The sequence below is a fragment of the Peristeroidobacter soli genome, assembly GCF_004138485.1.
Classification (GTDB): domain Bacteria; phylum Pseudomonadota; class Gammaproteobacteria; order Steroidobacterales; family Steroidobacteraceae; genus Steroidobacter; species Steroidobacter soli.
The window spans coordinates 306,580-325,158 of the sequence record NZ_RYEV01000009.1; the positions used below are offsets into that span (position 1 = coordinate 306,580).

The following is an 18,579-nucleotide window of genomic DNA, read 5'->3' on the forward strand; positions in this document are numbered from 1 at the left end:
ACGTGAGCGCCCTTCCCAAAGTCGTCGCGTCCTCGGTGATTCGAGGCTCGCAACTCGGCGAGAGCCACGGCGGGCTGTACCTCGTCAACCTCGACGACGGCACGGCCGAGCAAACGCTGGACTGGAATCGCACCGACATCGACGTGAGCGGTCGCGGTGGCGATCGTGGCCTCCGCGGCATCGCATTCCACGCCGATCGAATCCTGGTGGCATCGAACGCCGCGCTGCTGATCCTCGACCGCGAATTCCAGGTGCTGGAGAATCACACCCATCGCTACCTGCAACACTGCCATGAGATCTGCGTCGTGGGCGATCACGTGTTCCTGACCTCAACGGGCTTCGACAGCCTGCTCACCTTCGACTTGCGCAGCCGGCGTTTCAGTCACGGCTTTCACCTCGGCGCCGAGGACAGCTCGTTGAAAGTGCGACAGTTCGACCCGCAAGGCAGCGGCCCCGCACCGAGCCGCCGATTTCATCTGAATAGCATCCAGGCCAACGCCAATGATCTGTGGTTCAGCGGCTTGCATACCCCTGGGCTGCTGCACCTCAGCCCGGGAGGTCTGTCGCTGGCATCGCCGCTGCCCTCGGGAACGCACAACGCCACGCAGCTACAAGACGGCGTGATCTACAACGACACGCAAGCCGACTGCGTGTGCTATCAAAACTCGAGTGGCGAAACGTTGCGAATGCCCGTGCCGGCGTACGACGCAGCCGAGATCCTGAATCTCGACCGGTTTGAATCGAGCGTGGCGCGGCCGGGTTTTGCGCGAGGTCTCTGCCTGCTCGATGCCGAACACATCGCTGCCGGCTCATCGCCCTCGACCATTTGTGTCTATCGCCTGAGCGATGGTCGACGCGTGGCTCAGTGCAACCTATCGATGGACGTGCGCAACGCGATCCACGGTCTGGCGGTGTGGCCTTACTGAGTCGGCCCCGCGGTCTCATGCTTGCCCTCTTCGAGCAAGCGCTGCAGCGGTTGCAGGTGGGCTGCGTAGTTTCGCCAACGGCCGATCGAGCTCGTGTACATCGCCTGACGGACCTGCCAACGACTCGGCGTGCGCACGACGCTCGGTGTCGTGTGGAACTGCAGACATCGCGAATCCCACGGCAAGTCGAGATAAGCAAGCAATGCGCGTGTTTGTTCTTCCTGATTCGATATCAATGTTTCGTATTGCAGCTCACGCATCCGCAACGGCAGCACCGCCCGCCAATGTCGCATCAGGCGTTGATACTGCAGGAAGTAATGTCCGAAGCTGAGCAGATTGCTGGTGAAGTCCCGCTGCAAGTCGAAGCGCTCGATGAAGCAGGATAGCCCGGTGTCCAGCGGATCGCGCTGGCAATGGATGACGCGCGCACCGGGGAACAATGTGGCGATCAGACCGAGTTGCATGAAATTCAAGTGCAACTTGTCGATCACGCGCTGCGCATCGGGTGTCGCATGCTGCTCGATCGCGGATTGGTAGCGGCGCGCCGATTCGTCGAGCTGCGCGGCGGGCATCCCATCGAGCGCCTCGGGATACGCATGACCGAACCCCTTCACCAGCTCAGGTAGTGCGCGCGACTCCCCGGCGCTATACACAGCGGGATGACTGGCAAGGATCTGCTCCGTCAACGTCGTGCCGGAACGGGGCATGCCGACGATGAATATGAAATGTTCGCCCTGTGCCGCTCGCGCCGGCAGCTTCGCAAAATAGTCCGCGCTGAACGTGCGAATGATCCGATCGAATTGCTCCGTGGTTTCACGCGGATCATAGGGTGCACAACGACGACTCAGCACCGAGTTGGCCGCCGTGAAGTGGTCGAACGCCTGGTCGAACTCCTGCCTGCGATCCAGATATTTGCCCACGCCGGAATGCAGTCGCACGCGCTCTTCGCTTTCCAGATCCTTGCCAGCGAGCAGGCGCGTCGCAGCTTGCACCTGCGCGGCCTCTGGCTCATAGCCCGGAATCGACAGCAGGGCCGATAACGCACGCGAATGATCGGGCGCCTGTTGGAGCACGGCGAGATAGTGATCGGCGGCTGCCTCGAACCGCCCCATCTGTTCCGAGAGCATTGCCAGATTCAAGTGCGCCAGCAGATGGGTCGGCTGGCACTCGATGGCTTTGGCGTAATGGGCCGCGGCCTGCTCGAAATCCCGATCGTTCTTCAGCGCATTGGCCAGGTTGTAGAGCACGGCGGCCGAGCGCGGCTGGCTTTCGAGCAAGCGTCGATAGAGGTCGATCGCCGCCGTTGCTTCGCCACTTTCGGCCAACGCGTTCGCCAGATTGTTCGCCGAATCCGCGTGCGTCGCATCGACCTGCAGCGCCCGCCGGAACGATGCGATGGCATCGCTCAGCCGGCCTTGGCTGACCAGCACCTGCCCCAAGTGATTGTGAGTTCTCGGGTCGTCGGGCGCCAGCTCGATAGACCGGCGCAACAGCTTTTCGGCATCCATGCCGCGCCCCACCTGCTGAGCAACCAACCCTAGATAATGCAAGGCGAGTGGATGTTCGGGGTACTGGGCGAGCACTTGCCGGTAGGTCTTGTAGGCAAATTCCACGTCCCCCTGCTTCTGACGCTGCAACGCCTGGTCCAGGACCTGCCCGACGCTGCGCGTGATCGGTTCATTCATGGTCTGCATTCTGCTCTCGCCGCACGATGACGCAAGCGCCACTATTGCAGGTGGCGATCGAACCAGCCGAGGCCTCTTGTCAAGAAATCGCGTTGATGCGGCAACTCGCGCATGCCGTGGCCTTCGCGCGGGTAGATCACGAGCTCCACGGGCACGCCCTTCCATTTGAGCGCCGTATGCATTTCGATCGCCTGGCCCACGGGACAGGACTGATCGAGCTCACCATGGAGCATGAGCAGCGGCGTACTGGCTCGGCGCACTTCGAAGATCGGCGAGCGCTCCAGATACAAGTTGAAATGTTCGTATAGCGGCGCGTCCCAATGTGCGCGCTGCTCGTGCCAACGACTCTCGTTACTGCCTGCCTCGCTGATCCAGTTGTAGATGCCCGCCCCGCCCACCGCCGCCTTGAAGCGATGACTGGCGAATGTCGCGCCCCAGCCGGCCGCATAGCCGCCCCAACTGAAGCCATAGATGCCGGCACGTGTCGGATCGCCGAGCCCCGAGGCGATCACGTGATCCAGGGCCGATTCGATGTCCTCCCACTCCCGCCCCATCATGTCGCGGCGATTGCCGGATATGAAGGTCAGACCACGGCCGCGGCTGCCGCGATAGTTGGGATAGATGACCACATAACCACGCGCGGCGAGCAGTTGCCCCCAGTCGTTGTAGGTCGCCCGCCACCCGTTCGAGATCACGCCTTCGGACCCGCCGTGCACGTGCACGATGACGGGGTATCGCTTGCCTGGTTGAAAGCCCACGGGCTTGATCAGGACGCCTTCGACATCCAGACCATCGCGACTCTTCCACCGCACGATCTCCTGCGAGCCGAGCGCTCGCTCATCGATCTGCGGATTGGAGCGTGTGAGACGTCGTACGGGATCGAATCGCCCGGTGCCGTCGCGCCGTGCGACGAACACATCGTTGGGATGCGTCGGCGTGTTGATCGTCGCGGCAAGCGTGCGTCCGTCCGCCGAGAACGACGGCGCGCCCGAGAATATTCCGTTCGGTGCCGCCAGCACCTTGCGGGCACCGGAGCGCAGATCGATGGATTGCAGCGTGGTCGCCTGCTTCTCCTCGACGATCAGTGCCAGCGTATTCGGCTGGCCAGGCAGCGGGCCGAGCCACGTCGCAGTTGCCTCGTACCCCTCGGTGAGATTGCGCGCCGGTCCCTTCCCATCGGCCGGTGCAATCCAAACATCGCTGTACCAGGGATCGAACACGACCGCGGAGCCCAACCATGCAATCTGCGTCCCATCCGGCGACCAGCTCGGAAACGCCACCCAACCGACCGTTTCAGTGACTCGTTCAGGTTCGCCGCCTCGTGCGTCCACGATAAAAGGTCGGGCATGTAACATCTCATCGTCGACGGATGGCGTCGGTGCCGCGATGAGTGCGAGGCGATCCCCGTTCGGCGACCAGGCGAAGTAGTGAACACTCATGGTTTCCGGTGTGACCGGCCAGGTTCGACCGCCGGCGAGTTCGACGATATGCAGGCGAATCTGTCCCACCGGCTCGCCGAAGAGGGTCCAATCCTCGCCCGCATCGAAGGCCTGTTGTTGCTGCCGCGAGCGTCCCTCTCGTGAGGTGAACGCGATGCGTGTGCCGTCAGGCGACCAGACGAATGCCTCGACGCCCCGAGCAACTGCCGTGATCACTCGCGCCTCGCCACTGGAAGCGTCCCGCACGAATACTTGAGGAACTTGCGTCGATGTCGCCCGGCCGATCCACGCGATTCGTCGTCCATCCGGCGCCCACGCAGGACGCGTAGCATCCGAATGCACGTCCGTCAGCAGCTCGGGATGCTCACGCTTCGTCGCCGAGGTCCAGAGTGCCCCGCGCCTGACGGCTCTCGACTCTGAGGTCGTCGCTGGAGATTCGGCACGATAGAGCACGCGCGAACCATCCGGCGACAGCGCCACGTTCGACACCGTAACCACCGACAACACCGTCTCGGGCGTTGTAAATGTTTGTGCTTCGCCAAGCGCGGCTTGCAAACCGATCAAGCTCAGCACGAGTCCGGGCAATGAGGAAGTCATGCTTTGATCAGAAGCGCTCTTGGGAACGACGAAAATACTTCGACCTCGCCCTCCGTCACGCGCACCGTCTCACTCAGCTCGAACCCCCAGCGATCCATCCACATGCCCAGAATGATATGAAATGTCATGTCCGGCTGCAGCACCGTCGCATCGCCCGATTGCAAGCTCGCGCTCTTGTCGATCCACGAGGTGAGCGGATAGCCGATGCCGATCGAGTAACCGATACGCGACTCCTTGGCGAGCCCTGCCCGCTTGAGCAGACCGTTCCAGTGATCGGCCACTTCGCCGCAGGTGGTACCAGCCCGCATGCGCACCAGGACTTCGGACATGCCATCGATCGTCACCTCGGCACAGCGCTGCAGCTCAGCCGGCGGCCGCCCAAGAAAGAAACTGCGTGACAGACCGGCGTGATATCCATGGCGACAGCCGCCGAGCTCTATACTCACCAGCTGTTGGGAGTGATAGCGTTCATCGGTCCACCCGAGATGAGGTGCCGACGTTCGCTCGCCGCTGGGCATCGCAAGGCCTCCTTGCATCGTGAGGTGACCGGCGTAGCCTTCCGTGCCCGACACCAGCGCCGAATACACCTTCGCGGCTACGTCACACTCGCGAACGCCGACCTCGATGGCCTCGTGGGCCGCTTGCATGGCCCGTTGCGAAATCTGCGCCGCCTGCCGGAGGTAATCGATCTCCGCTTTCGACTTCACCAGCCGCGCTCGATTGACGAGCAGATCCGCATCGACCCAGCGTGCCTCCGGCAGTGCGTGCTTCAACTGATCGGCGCAGCGTGGCGTCAGCGGCGCACTGTCCATTTCCAGCCCGAACACGCGCCGTTCCCAACCTTTGTCTCGCAGCACCTTGCCGATGAACTCCATCGGATGCCGCGCCGACACCCCGATGTAACTTTCCGGATAACCGAACAACCGATCCTCGCCCATGAACGCGGTGAAACGCGCGCACGCCACGTCCATCTTGCGTCCGAGCCATAGCGGTTCGTTCTCGTCCAACGCCACCGCGACCATCTGATGCGTGTAGTAAGAGAACGCGTTGTAGCCGGTCAGATAATTCATGTTGGCGGGATCGCTGATCAGCAACACATCGATGCGCGCACCGGCCATGAGTTGCTTGACCGCTGCAACGCGACGCTGAAACTCCGCCGTGGTGAACGCCAGCACGATTGTCGACTCAGCCATCGTTACTCTCCTCCGCTCCATGCATGTATCGCTTCAACCAAGGGGTCATCGCCGCAAGCGCCAGCGCCGTCAGTGCGCAGCTCACGGCCAACTGAGTGAACACCATTTGAAATGAGTAGTGCTCTGCCAGCCTGCCGATGTAGCTCGTGAGCCAGGTACCGATGCCGATGCAGACATACCATCCACCTACCAGCAGCGGTCGATAGCGCAACGGCGCGAGCTTGCTGGTGAGCGAGATCTGGTTCGCCCACACCAGTGAATCGCCCAATCCGAACAGCACATACGCGGCGATCAGCCACAGCACGCTCGGCAAGGTCGTAGCGCTGTTGATTTCCGCGGCAACCAACACCGAGTAACCCACCGCGAGCGAGGCAATACCGAGCGCGAGTTTGTACGAAGCACTGGGATTGCGTTGACGGCGCGCCAGGCGCCGCCATGCCAGGCTGAGCAGCGGCACACAAACGAAGAAGCTCCAGAGATTGACGGTTTGCAGCCAGGTCGCCGGCACTTCGAAGCCGCCGATGACGCGGTCGAGACGATCTCTCGAGTACAGCGTCAACATGCCGAACATCTGATAAAAGGCCGCTGCGTAGAGGATTGTGAATATGCCCTGCGCGCCGACGACGCCGATGCGCTGCCAGTCCATCCTCCCCAGCGGCCGAGTGTCGGCAGGCTCGCTCCCCGGCACAGTCGTACCGATGTCGCCGAGCCATTCGCGCTGTTTCAAGAGATACGCCGCCATCCCGAGCGCCATGGCGACGGCGGCGGCCCCGAAGCCGTAGTGCCAACTCACACGCTCGCCGAGATAACCGACGATGATTGCGCCGAACGCGGCGCCAACGTAGATCGCCACGAAGAACCATGTGAAGCCTTCGTCACGGCGCGCGCCCCCTTCAGGGTAGAGGCCTGCGACCATCGAAGAGATGGCCGGCTTGAGCAAGCCGGTGCCGAGCAGCACCGACCCCAGACCGCTCAAGAAGATCGCCGTCTCCGCCGCATTCGTTCCCGACTCGGGATGACTCAGATGCGCCACGGCCATCAACAGGTGTCCGCAGAGAATCACCGTGCCGCCCGCCGCAACACATCGGCGCTCGCTCACCAGAGTGTTGGCAATCCAAGCACCGACTGCCGGCAGTGCGAACGCAAGCCCGGCGTACCAGCTGTAAAGCTGCAGGGCCGGACCGCTCTCCCACCCCCAGCCACCGGTGTCGGTCGACGCGGTGAGGAACAACACCAGCAAGCCGACCAGGCCCCAATAGCTGAAACGTTCCCACATCTCGACGAACGCGACGAGGAACATTCCGCGGGGGTGACCCAGCCAAGTCGCTCCAGCCCCCGCCCGCACCGCCCCGCTCTCAAGCGTGTCGGCAGACACCACGGAATTGATTGACATCAGCTCGAGGTAACTCCACGGCGTCAGTGACAGGGATTCGCGCAGGCCAGGTCGCGAACCTCATCAAGACACCTGACGAGGAGAAAGCGGAACCGAGGGTCAGAAGATGGCCATGCCGCTCGATGAGATGGCCGGTCGGATAGTCGCGCCCGAAAGCGACGATGGCCTGCGGTAAATCCTCGAGCTCACGGACCCGTTCGAGTCGCGAAGGAACCTTTGCGCAGTACGCGCCCATGAACGCTTCCGGATGGCAGTGCCGGTCACTGCCTCGCGAATCGATATAGCTCAGCCGGCTTGCCAAAGAATCGCGCAAATCGGCCGCATACTATCGAGGAAGCGACAAGAAATATCCTTGCCTCATGCCGCCTCCCCCGGCACGCCGGGCGAATATCCAGCTGCCGCGCAGACAATCTCAGATGCGGGATTTCCAAGGCTTGGCGTCGAGACTTCGCAGCAGCGTGTTTTGCCGACTGGAGACAACGTCGCGATCGATGTACGCCTGCTGCATGTGACGTGTGCCGCTTTCGAGCTTGAACGCGCGGCGCGCGTGGCAACTGCACTGAGGTCGCGATAGCAGCGCCGCCCCGATGGATTCGATAACCTGTGACGGCCACATTCTTACGGGACGACCCACGCAAACGGGCCCATGTCGAGATACGGATTGAACGGAAGCGCGCCGCGTCCATTGGCCACGACGATATCGTTCTCAACCGCATGGACCCCGCGAATCGATGCTGCGACGGTATCGGCGATCTGTCGCGCCAACCAGTTACTTGCCTCTCCTTCCAGGGTCACCGCGCCATCCAGAACGCTGATGCCGATCACGGCATCGCGCGTGGCGCTATTGCGCTCCAATGCGCGGTCGATTCTTGCTTCGATCTCCGCATCCGAGAACAGCTGCGCCGTCGCCGGCACCTGCAGCTGACTATCGACCGAACCCACGCCGCGCACGGCATGGGTAAGTCCGAGCGCAACCCGCTTCGCCAGCAGACTGTCGACTGCTCCGCTGAGGGTCACCTCTGCATGCTGTACAGCCACCTCGACAGTGGAATCACGCAGTCGCGGATCGGCCTGCAGCGCTCGACGAATGATCGCGGCAAGCTGCTCATCAGAAACAAGTTCGAACTTTCCCAGCGAATCCTCCGACACTTCTTCGATTCGTCGGTCGACCACTTTGAGCTGAGATGCATTGACATTCTTCGCACCGGCGACCCAACTCAAGGCAATCGATCTACGCCGTGCGGCCGCGCTATCGACCTTGCCGGCGAGCATCACGACACCGTCCATCGCAGCGACGTCAATGCGACGGCCATCCACATACGCATCCCAGGCGAGTGCCTGACGGGCATCGGCGACGAGTTGTCGATCCGACGGGCGATGGGAACTGGCGATTCGTATTCTGTTGGCAACGGCCGTGACCCCAATGATGCTTCTCACGACTTCCTCGGCGAACTGGCGCTCGACATGGCCGGCGACCACCCCCTCGAGAGTGACCCGTCCCGAAGCATCGGCCGAAACGTCGATCGAGTTGCCCGCCGTGGCCGGGTCGGTGAGCAATGCATAGCGAACATCCGATTCGAGCCGTTGTGTATCGGCTTCACGCGCTTGGCGGACGCTGAGTCGATTGACGACGCGACGAACTCCGGGAACCGTCTCGGCGACGTAGGTCGCGCGATCGGAGGCGAGCAGTAGCGACTGACTACCGGTGAGGGTGACGACGCCGTCGTCAGTCCGTATGTCCAGGCCACTTAGCTCGACAATGGGATCTTCTTTCAAGGCGTTGAGTACATCCGCTGCCAGTCTCGAATGAACAATCGCTTCCGGAAGCGCTTGTCCGGTCGCCGGAGTTGCGTCGCGGACCACCATCGTGGTCTCGGCGCTCGCCGCGAGCGCCATTCCCAACTGGGCTGAAATCATCGCGAACAACAGGGTCAGCCGTGACATGGCGCCTCCCAACAGATGTCTTCTTTTAGAGACAGTCAAAGTCGAGGTGAGTTCGCCCCAATCCAGCGCCCGGTCATATCAATTTTGAATCAATTATATCGATTGCAACGTATTTCGATGCCAGCCGGGAATGAAGCCCCGCTGGAACTGACGCGCTCGGTAGCGCTACAGCTCGGCCATCGGGCGCTCAGCCGCCGCTTCGTCCTTGATGTCCAACGCCGCAATGATCTTCTGCAACCCGGAATGCAGCCGCGCCAGCTCCGTTCGCGACAGCTCGGCGATGGCCTCGGGCAGGACGCCTTCGGCTGGCCCGGGAGACCGCGCGACAATCTGCTTGCCACTTGCTGTCACCGACAATAGAACCCGGCGTTGATCATCGGACCCGCGCACTTTCTTGAGAGCGCCGCGCCGGACCAATTTCTCGACCAGCTGGCTACAGGTCGATTGATGAATTGAAAGCTTTTCAGCCAGCTCGGAAACCCCGATCCCGTCCGCCCTCAAGACCTCGTGAAGAATCCACAACTGAGAGCCCGACAGGCCACAGACTTCCTGCACCTGCCGGAAGTGCTGGCGCACCGAGCCGTAAATCACGCGAAAGCTCTTCAGAACGGCGACCCCTACGTCCTGCTGCCGGCGGCGAACCGCGCGCTGTTTGCTTTTCATAAAGTGAAGCGACACCCTCTCGTGACCCGTGACGGAGCGATGATATCAGGGGCAAGCACGCCGACGCATATGTCAAGGGTGGTATCACCGGGGCGGAATGTAGTAAAACTGCCGGCGAAATTACATTGGTACCCATTGATTCCGGCAAAAGACCGCGTGACCACGGATGCGACCGACATCTCCGATCGAGTGCTTCGCTTCCTGGCGGAGAACATAGATACGGTGCCGCAGCTCGAAGCGCTGCTGTTGCTTTGGCAGGAGCCGTCCAAATCCTGGACGGCTGACGAGATCGCGGGCCGCGTCTACGTGACTCGTGAGACCGGCCAGCTGATTCTCCGCGCGCTGCAAGCACGGCGGTTGGCGACCAGCGACGACCTGCTGCTGTTCCGCTATTCCAAGGACTGGGATGAGTCCGGAACGCTCATCGACGAACTTGCAACGACCTATCGGCGACATTTGGTACGCATCGCCACCTTGATTCACAACGGCGCCTCGTCGTCCGTACGCGACTTTGCCCGGGCATTCGACCTGAAGAGGGATCGTTAGCATGCCCTATGCGGTGAACATCCTTGGCACGATCACGGTGGCGCTATGCGCCATCCTGTTGCTACGTAGCTATTTCAAGAAACGCACCCGCCTCTTGCTTTGGAGTGGCCTGTGCTTTGCCGGACTGACGCTGTCCAACGCGCTGCTGTTCATCGATCTGGCCGTAGTTCCGCACATCAGCCTCTACACCTGGCGTCTCGGTGCGGCCGCAGCCTCGATTCTCCTCTTGCTCTACGGATTGGTTTTCGAGAGCGACTCATGATCGAAGGATTCCTGCTCGGCATCATCGTGACCGGCTCGGCGACTGCCGCAGCCTTCTTCTTGCGCTTCTGGCGACAAACGCGGGACACTCTGTTCCTCGCATTCGCGATTGCCTTTCTGGTCGAAGCCGGCAACCGCACGGCGTTCCTCTGGCTGGACAACCCGCATGAAGGAACGCCCGCAGTCTATCTGGTCAGACTGGTGTCGTATCTGCTGATACTCACCGCCATCGTAATGAAGAATCGCGCCTAGAGCCCCCCCCCGGCGCGCCGACTTTCACCTCAGCTCTGCGTGCCGCGTTTGCGCCGCCGAGGGAACCATTGGCAAAATATTGATACCAATACTTCCTTCCCCCGTCGCGCCCCTGCACGCGCACGGCCCCCGGCTCGATAGAGCCGCACATTTTCCCTTGCGAGAGGTTAACGATGACTGACTACTCCAACCTGGCTCAGCTGCCGCTGTTCAGCAACTCGCTGCTGGACTGGTCCCTGGCGCTCGCGATCGCCGCCATCGCGCTATTCGTTATGCTGATGGCGCGCCGTGGCATACGTGCCTACTACAAACGTATGCAGGCGACCGCCGAGACCGAGCTGTTGGAAATTCCGCTGCAAGTGTTGAGTCGATCCACGCTGCTCACCCTGCTGGTCGTGGCGCTGTATATCGGCGCCCAGTGGCTGACAATGGGCCCCAAGACACAGCAAGTGCTCGGCTCGGCGGTCACCATTGCACTGTTCTGGCAGGTCGGCATCTGGATGATGGCCGCCGCATCCATATGGCTCGAGCGCAAGCGTCAACGCAGTCTCGCCGCAGACCGTGCCGCCATCGGCTCGCTCGGCATCATCAGTTTCGTGGTCAACGTCGTCATTTGGGCGATGATGCTGCTGTTGACGCTGGACAACCTCGGCATCGACATCACCGCGCTGATCGCCGGCCTCGGCATCGGCGGCATCGCCGTGGCACTGGCCGTGCAGAACGTGCTCGGCGATCTGTTCGCCTCCTTGTCCATCACTCTGGATCGGCCGTTCGTGATCGGGGACTTTCTGATCGTTGGCGACTTCATGGGCAGCGTCGAATATATCGGCATCAAGAGCACGCGACTGCGCAGCCTGAGCGGCGAGCAGATCATCATTTCCAACAGCGACCTGCTCGGCAGTCGCGTTCGAAATTACGGGCGCATGCAGGAACGGCGCGTCGTATTCGCGACCAGCATCACTCGCGAGACGCCTATCGAATTGGTGGAGCAGATTCCCGCGCTGATCCGCAAGATCGTTGAGGACCAAGCCGATACGCGCTTCGATCGCAGCCACTTTGCCAAGCATGCGGCCACCTCGCTCGACTTCGAGACGGTCTACTACGTGCTCTCCGCCGACTACAACAAGTACATGGACACCCAGCAGGCTATCAACCTGCGCTTGCATCGCGAGCTACAGCAAAGCGGCGCGGAGTTCGCATACCCCACGCAAAAGCTGTACCTGTCTTCTCAGGAGAGCCCTGCTGACGACGACGACAGCCCCGCCGCCAGGGGGCGCAATCGAGCCGAGCGACCTGAGGCGGCCTGAGGCGATGCACAGGCGCATCGATGATTCCACGCCGTCGTGTTCGCGCTTCAAAATACGACGATCGTGGATGTCCCTACTCGACGCCTCGGCCGCAAGTTACAGCTTTCGGTGTCAGGTTTCGGCCTTCGACGCTCGCAGTGCCGCCATGAAGCGATCGGCCCATGCATGGATGCTGTGCTCCCGAAGAGTCTCGAGCAACTGAGCATGACGCTCACGACGCTCCCCGAGCGACATGTGCAATGCCGTCTGCAAAGCGTGCCCCAAAGCGCGTGGGTCGTAAGGATTGATCTGCAGCGCGGACGTGAGTTCACGCGCCGCTCCAGCCAGAGTCGAGAGCACCAGCACGCCCGGATCGTGCGGATCCTGAGCGGCAAGATACTCCTTGGCGACCAGGTTCATTCCATCGCGCAGCGGGGTGACCAGCCCCACGTGCGCCGAGCGCAGAAATCCCATCATCACGTTGTGCGCGAAGTTGCGGTTCAAGTATCTGATCGGCGTCCAGTCGGTATCGGCGAAGCGGCCGTTGGTCCGGCCCGCCGCCTGTTCCAGCGCACCGCGGATTTCGGCATACGACGGCACATCCTTGCGTGACAACGGCGCGATTTGCAGATACGTCAGCCGGCCGCAGTTGTCGGGAAACATTTCCAGGAACCGCTCGTATGCGGTAAAGCGCTCGACCAGTCCCTTGCTGTAGTCCAGACGATCGACCCCGATCACGAGCTTGCGCCCCGAGAGACTGTCGACCATTCGCTGGACGACCTCGCTGGCGCGCGCTGCAATCGCCTCTTGCTGAATCGCATCGACATCGACGCCAATGGGAAACACGCCGCAACGGACCGTTCGGTCGCCGATGTTCAGGTGCCCTTCGTCCACTACGCACTGCCTGCCGAACACGTGCGCGGCCGCGGTGAAGAACGAATCGAGATCGCTCTGCGTCTGAAACCCGATAACGTCGTAGGCGACCAGGTCGCGCACCAACTCGGAGAATGTGGGCAGCACGCGCAGCGTTTCGATGTATGGAAACGGAATGTGCAAGAAGAAGCCAAGTGGCACCCGCACCCCCAGCTCTCGAAGCCGACACGCGAGCGGTATCAGATGATAATCGTGGGCCCAGACGATATCGTCCGGTTTCAACAGCGGCTGCAGCTTCCGTGCGAACTGCCGATTCACGTCCTCATAGGCCGCGTACTCCTCGGGCTGAAAACGGAATTTGCTCGGCATGTAGTGGAACAGTGGCCACAGCGCGCCATTGGCAAAGCCACCGTAGTAGCGCAAAAACTGTTCGCGGCGCAGTTCGATCGTGGCGTAATTCACGCCTTCGCGTCGATCGAGCGCCGCTTCGCCGGGCTCCTGCTCGGTGAGCTCACCGCCCCAGCCGAACCACAGGCCGCCGGTTCCCTTCAAGGCGCTGAGAATCCCCACCGCCAGTCCCCCTGGCGCTGCCGTCCGGCGCGGCACACTGACGCGATTTGAAACGCAAACGAGCCGTTCAGTCATCCCGCGCGCCCATGCGGCGCGCAGACGAATACGTTCTTTTTCACAATCTTCTCCCGCTATCAGCGCCAAACGCAGTGCCCCCTCCCCGACGAACAGGCGACTGCATTTGGCGACAACGAGACCTTACTTCTATTTGGCGCTCAGCTCAACCCCGAAGCCCAATTTGCGCCCCCATGCCGGGAGACAATGCATTGGCGCCAATGCATTGCCGGACGCATCGCGAAACGCCGGCTCAGCGTCTGATATATTGGCCTCCAATGAATTTGTATCCATTCGATAGATGACATCGGTGGATCTTTCGACTCATTGGAACAGCCGCCGCGACTCGGCGTTATCGGATGGCTACGTTGGCGTTCGCACTACAAGGCACGCGCCCATACTTCCGCCCGCCCAAGGAGGCCGAGATGAATGTCGTGAACACTTCCACCGTGCTGTTGAGCGCGGCCGTCCTGCTCTTGACGGCCGCTTGCTCCAGGCAAGCTGAACAGGTTTCTTCCGGCACGAAACAGGTCAGCGACGTGATCAGCCTACGCAGGTCGCGCAGGCCGACGACCTGATCGCGATCAAGCCAGAACACCGTGATCACAAGAACGAACAGGAACAGCACGAGCGGCCGCCCGCAGCAACAGCGTCCGACGCTCGCTGTGCTCGCCGCCGACGAACAGGCGGCGCCCGGGAACTTGCAGGCGACGATTCAGCGTGTCGGCCGCCGGTTGCAATGGTTAATACTCACGATGCTGACATCCAAAGGCGGCTGCGCCCGTTCGCGCCGGTATCGACATCTGACGTTCTTACAGCAGGAGAAACGCCGCAGCCGCGACGAACGTAGGCCCAAGCGCGCCGAGAAACAATCCGAGCGCACCGATGGTCTCGTTCGAAAAGCCGGCTTTGAGCAGCGACGCTCCAGCCGGGTTCGGGGCATTGGCAATCACGGTCAAACCGCCGCCCGCGACCGCGCCCGCCACCAACATGTACTTCGCCTGATCCGAGATACCCGCGATCAACGAGCCCAGATAGGTGAGCGCGGCGTTATCGGTAATCGCGGTGAGGCCCAAGGCGCCGAAGAACAATGCAAGCGGCTGCAATGCCGACACGATGGGCTGCAGCCACCACTGCTGCATCCCTCCGAGCACGACCAGGCCCGCGAGAAAGAAACCGACCAGCAATGCCTCTTTGATGATCAGCGGACTTTGGAAACGCTCATACGCCGTGGTGAATCCCAGAAACAGTAGAAAGATACCGATGAACGCGATCGGATGATGCGCCATGGCGACCACCGCGGCGAGCAGAATGACGTGAACGGCGATGATCGGCAGTGGCATCGTATCGTCGGTAGAACGACGCATCGCATCGCCCTGAGAGGCCCGCGGCAGCTGCTTCCTCAGCAGGATAGTTGCCACGCTTGCATTGACGAATACCGCCAACACGGCTTTCCATCCGAACTGATGCAACATGAACGTGCTGTCCCACTGCCATGTCGATGCGACCATCAGCACGGGCGGAGCCGCGTAGGCCGTCAAGGTGCCGCCGACGGACACGTTCACGAATAGCACGCCCAATGCGAGGTACTTGGAACGCTCCGGCAGCTCCGGCCGGAACACCAGCGGGGCCAGCGTCAGCGCGGCGAGCGTCATCGCCGCCGGCTCGGTGATCAACGAGCCCAGTAACGGAATGATGGACAAGCCCAACCAGACTCGCGCCAGCACCTCGTCGAACGGACACACGCGCGCCAGCGCACCGATGAATCGGGACACCACATGCAATATCGGCTTCGAGGCTGCCAACACCATGATGACGAAGACGAACAGCGGCTCGGCGAAATTGCGGGATTCGGCATAGCTCAGCGCGCTCTCGGCGCCGTCGAGGAGCGCCAGCAGCGCGATGAACACGATGGCCCAGAAGCCGAACACGATCTCGACTTCGCCCAGCAGATGGAACACGCCGGCATGCGAGGGAAACCGGAGTGACAGCCTCTCGAGCTGTTTCACAGAGAACGTATGCAGCAGCGCCAACGCGAAAATAACGGCTGCGACGATCTGAATGGTGGAGTTTGCAAAAGTCATGCGCGCGCAGCCACTGCGTGGCGGCCCGACCATCGCGATTGCCTGTCGAAGAGGAAGGTCGTCGACACCCGGACGCGAATTCTAGCGGGTCCTTCCAAATGACTCCAGGCCCAGGCGCCGGCCCGAAGGCGGCCAGGTGATCGCCACCAGCGTCACCTCCGGATTCATGGCCCCCTTCAAGCTCGCGTTGTTCGTGGCGTTGTTCATATCGATACCGTACGCGCTCACCCGCGCGATCATCTCGCGCACTTGCGCCGGCACGCCCGGTTCACCGCAGGCCGGCCAGCACCGCCTCTGCGTCGGCCATTTGCGGCACGAGCTTCGGATGCACGAAGCTCGTGACCTCGAACCTTCCCGGACGAGGACTTCATTTTATCAAGAAATTTTCGGGTTGAATGATCCTCGCCGCGTTGTTCCAGCTTGCGCTTGTAGAGCGCGACGCAGCCGTCGCAGATGGTTACCGAACCCCCAAATAACGATCCAGCCATTGCAGCCGACGTTCCCAGAAGTCGGCGATATTGTCCGGCCTCTGCAGAACATGACCCTCGCCTTCATAGTCACGCAGTTCGGCGGTTTTACCCAAGCGCCGAAGCATGGCAAAGACGGCGCCACTGTCGGCAGCGATCCCGTCGTCGGTGCCCCGCCCGATCAATAGCGGAGTCTGCACGCGGTCGAGGAAAAATGACGGCGAATTCTCGAGGTAGCGCAACGGCTGTTCCCACGGCGTGGCGCGCATGCCACCCTGGCCGCGCTCGTAATAACCGATGTTGTACGCTTCGCCACTTTCGAAACGAGCATAGCTCTCGAAAAGATTGGAGGCGCCAGCGCCGGTCATGACGGCGGCCTTGAAACGCGTCGTGTGCGTGATCAATGACATCGTGTTGTAGCCCCCAAAACTCTGCCCCATGACCGCGAGTCGCTCAGGATCCGCGATGCCCAACTCGATCACTTTGTTGACCCCGGGCATCACGGCGTCGAGGACGTCCGCAATCGGTGCGCCCCCCTTCATGGGAACATCCGGGAACAGGACTGCGTAGCCGCGCGTCGCCAGCATCTGCATGTTGAACACGGGCCCCCAGCCAAAGCCGAATCGATTGAGCGCATCCGAGCCGTAGCTGCCACCGTATACCCAGACGACTAGCGGCAAGCGTTGTGCGGTGTGCGCACCAGGCGGCATCAGCAACGTGCCTTGCAGCCCCTCCCCCTTCGCGGAACGCCAATCGATCAGCTGCGTCTTGCCCATCTCGACCGCCGCCAATTGCGGATGGAATTTGGAGAGCTGCCGCGACTTGCCGCTGTTTACATCGAGTAGATAAAGCTCGTGAGGATGCGCCGCATCCTCCCTGAAGTAGGCAACCTGCGAGCCGCCCGACGCGCTCGCGAGCAGTCGCTGCCCGATACGAGCGTCGTACTCAGCGATGCGGGTCGTTCTTCCGGAGCGCGGCTCGAGACGATAGAACCCTTGCTGCTTCGACTGCGGCGCGTGCGTCCGCAGGATCATCGTGTCTTCACCCTTCGGCGACCAATAGGTGTTACGAGACGATTGCATCACGATGTCTTCGATGCGCCGGTCGCCGACGGTAGCCAAGGCTCTGCCCGGGCGGCCATCCGCGGGCAATTCCCAGATGCGACTTGTTTGTTTCGCATCTTCCATCCCTTGCGGTGTATCCAGCACATAGACATGCGCTGTATCCCGACTCCACAGTGGCGGCCCCCAGCGCACGCCTTGCAGCTTCTCACCGGCAGGTAGCGTCATCGCGGTCTTGGAACCGTCGTTCACGGCGACGACATAGGCGCTCCAATCCCGGAATCCTTCGCCGCCGCGCGACACATATGCGATTCGATCGCCCACCGGCGACCAGCTGAATTCCGCTGGATCTTCGGGAACGACGCCGTCGTCGAGCACGGTTTCGGCACCATCGCGCAATGAGTAAACACGCAGCGCGAAGCGAGCGAACTGGGTGTTGGGAACGAGGCCGACCGCGCCCAGGATGGCCACGCTCGCGCCGTCGGGCGATATCGCATGCCGCAGCGGATAAACGCGCTTTGCAATTCGCCGCAGGCGACCGTCGGCGAGGTCTACGCTGACCAGATCGGACAGATATCGATAATCGAGAAATGCGGAACTGTTCGCAGGCTTCGCGCCGGCGGCGGACGGCTCCGTGGAATGAACGCTTACCCGCAGGGTATTCGCGCCGGGTTTCTCGAACTTCCGCCGATAGTCGGCGTTGAATTGTGAGATATCGTCGAGCGTCATGCCCTCAGGCAGGGTCTTGAACACGATACGCGTGCCGTCCGGCGTCCATTCCGGACGATCACTGTTACGGAACATTCGTACGGTGGCATCGGAGAGCTTTCGCACTTGCCCCGTGCTTCGTTCCCACAACCACACCGCCGCTTTGCCGTCGCGATCGGAGTAGAACGCAAAGTGTCGACCGTCGGGCGACCAACTGCCACTCCAACTGGCACCGTGCTCCGACGACAACTTCACGACCTTGCCCGTCGCCACTTCCATGAGCTGCGCGCGGAACACCGCGAGCCCCGCCCACATCGGATAACCGCTCGCGGTGAAAGTTTGCGAGGGATACTCATACTCCAGCGATTCCCGAGTATCGGATGTATCGAACGCCAGCCAGCGTCCGTCCGGCGATGCCTGGATGCCATTGAAATAGTCGACATCGAGCTCGCTCACGACTGCCTGCACCGGCAACGCGACCGCATGTGTTTGTGCCACGGCGACGATGGCGACGAGCATGCTGGCGCAAACCTGCAGCGCGCGATTGCGCAAGGAAATAACAAACATGGATGCTTGC

The 18,579-nt window shown here is 61.7% G+C and carries 16 protein-coding genes; 5 read left to right on the top strand and 11 right to left on the bottom strand.

Annotated features, from left to right (window positions below; translation table 11 throughout):
* Positions 1-2 precede the first annotated feature (2 nt).
* Entirely contained in the window at positions 3-926 is a 924-nt protein-coding gene (locus EKO19_RS34325) for a hypothetical protein (protein WP_129781937.1), read from the top strand.
* On the opposite strand, the gene EKO19_RS34330 is transcribed toward EKO19_RS34325, so the two are convergent.
* From EKO19_RS34330 to EKO19_RS34355, 6 genes are all read right to left on the bottom strand, one after another.
* A complete protein-coding gene (locus EKO19_RS34330) occupies positions 920-2,611 on the bottom strand; it encodes a tetratricopeptide repeat-containing sulfotransferase family protein (RefSeq protein ID WP_175597295.1) in 1,692 nt (563 codons plus the stop codon). The genes EKO19_RS34325 and EKO19_RS34330 overlap by 7 nt on opposite strands.
* A 41-nt stretch (positions 2,612-2,652) precedes the next feature.
* Positions 2,653-4,647, bottom strand: coding sequence for a S9 family peptidase (locus tag EKO19_RS34335; RefSeq protein WP_129781939.1), 1,995 nt, complete (start codon positions 4,645-4,647; stop codon positions 2,653-2,655).
* Entirely contained in the window at positions 4,644-5,840 is a 1,197-nt protein-coding gene (locus tag EKO19_RS34340; RefSeq protein WP_175597296.1) for a M24 family metallopeptidase, read from the bottom strand. The genes EKO19_RS34335 and EKO19_RS34340 overlap by 4 nt, the downstream gene beginning before the upstream one ends.
* Positions 5,833-7,233: a peptide MFS transporter gene (locus EKO19_RS34345; RefSeq protein WP_129781941.1), complete on the bottom strand. Its 1,401-nt coding sequence runs from the start codon at positions 7,231-7,233 to the stop codon at positions 5,833-5,835. Before EKO19_RS34345 ends, EKO19_RS34340 begins: the two co-directional genes overlap by 8 nt.
* 618 nt (positions 7,234-7,851) lie before the next feature.
* Positions 7,852-9,177: a BON domain-containing protein gene (locus EKO19_RS34350; RefSeq protein WP_129781942.1), complete on the bottom strand. Its 1,326-nt coding sequence runs from the start codon at positions 9,175-9,177 to the stop codon at positions 7,852-7,854.
* A 165-nt stretch (positions 9,178-9,342) separates the two neighbouring features.
* A complete protein-coding gene (locus tag EKO19_RS34355; RefSeq protein ID WP_217705783.1) occupies positions 9,343-9,768 on the bottom strand; it encodes a MarR family winged helix-turn-helix transcriptional regulator in 426 nt (141 codons plus the stop codon).
* 228 nt (positions 9,769-9,996) lie between these two features.
* On the opposite strand from EKO19_RS34355, the gene EKO19_RS34360 reads away from it, so the two are divergent.
* From EKO19_RS34360 to EKO19_RS34375, 4 genes are all read left to right on the top strand, one after another.
* Positions 9,997-10,386: a hypothetical protein gene (locus EKO19_RS34360; RefSeq protein WP_129781944.1), complete on the top strand. Its 390-nt coding sequence runs from the start codon at positions 9,997-9,999 to the stop codon at positions 10,384-10,386.
* Position 10,387: 1 nt separating this feature from the next.
* Positions 10,388-10,648 carry a DUF5985 family protein gene (locus tag EKO19_RS34365; protein WP_129781945.1) on the top strand — a complete coding sequence of 87 codons (261 nt, stop codon included), beginning with the start codon at positions 10,388-10,390 and terminating at the stop codon, positions 10,646-10,648.
* Positions 10,645-10,899: a DUF5985 family protein gene (locus EKO19_RS34370; RefSeq protein ID WP_129781946.1), complete on the top strand. Its 255-nt coding sequence runs from the start codon at positions 10,645-10,647 to the stop codon at positions 10,897-10,899. Before EKO19_RS34365 ends, EKO19_RS34370 begins: the two co-directional genes overlap by 4 nt.
* A 173-nt stretch (positions 10,900-11,072) precedes the next feature.
* Entirely contained in the window at positions 11,073-12,206 is a 1,134-nt protein-coding gene (locus tag EKO19_RS34375) for a mechanosensitive ion channel family protein (protein ID WP_217705784.1), read from the top strand.
* 111 nt (positions 12,207-12,317) lie between these two features.
* On the opposite strand, the gene EKO19_RS34380 is transcribed toward EKO19_RS34375, so the two are convergent.
* From EKO19_RS34380 to EKO19_RS34400, 5 genes are all read right to left on the bottom strand, one after another.
* Positions 12,318-13,703, bottom strand: coding sequence for an alpha,alpha-trehalose-phosphate synthase (UDP-forming) (locus tag EKO19_RS34380; protein WP_129781947.1), 1,386 nt, complete (start codon positions 13,701-13,703; stop codon positions 12,318-12,320).
* A 331-nt stretch (positions 13,704-14,034) separates the two neighbouring features.
* A complete protein-coding gene (locus EKO19_RS34385) occupies positions 14,035-14,310 on the bottom strand; it encodes a hypothetical protein (protein ID WP_129781948.1) in 276 nt (91 codons plus the stop codon).
* A 184-nt stretch (positions 14,311-14,494) separates the two neighbouring features.
* The gene (locus EKO19_RS34390; protein ID WP_129781949.1) at positions 14,495-15,766 is read right to left on the bottom strand and encodes a putative Na+/H+ antiporter; all 1,272 of its coding nucleotides are present in this window, start codon (positions 15,764-15,766) and stop codon (positions 14,495-14,497) included.
* A gap of 81 nt (positions 15,767-15,847) precedes the next feature.
* Positions 15,848-16,027, bottom strand: coding sequence for a hypothetical protein (locus EKO19_RS34395; RefSeq protein WP_129781950.1), 180 nt, complete (start codon positions 16,025-16,027; stop codon positions 15,848-15,850).
* 196 nt (positions 16,028-16,223) lie between these two features.
* Positions 16,224-18,569, bottom strand: coding sequence for a S9 family peptidase (locus tag EKO19_RS34400; RefSeq protein ID WP_175597297.1), 2,346 nt, complete (start codon positions 18,567-18,569; stop codon positions 16,224-16,226).
* Positions 18,570-18,579: the final 10 nt, after the last annotated feature.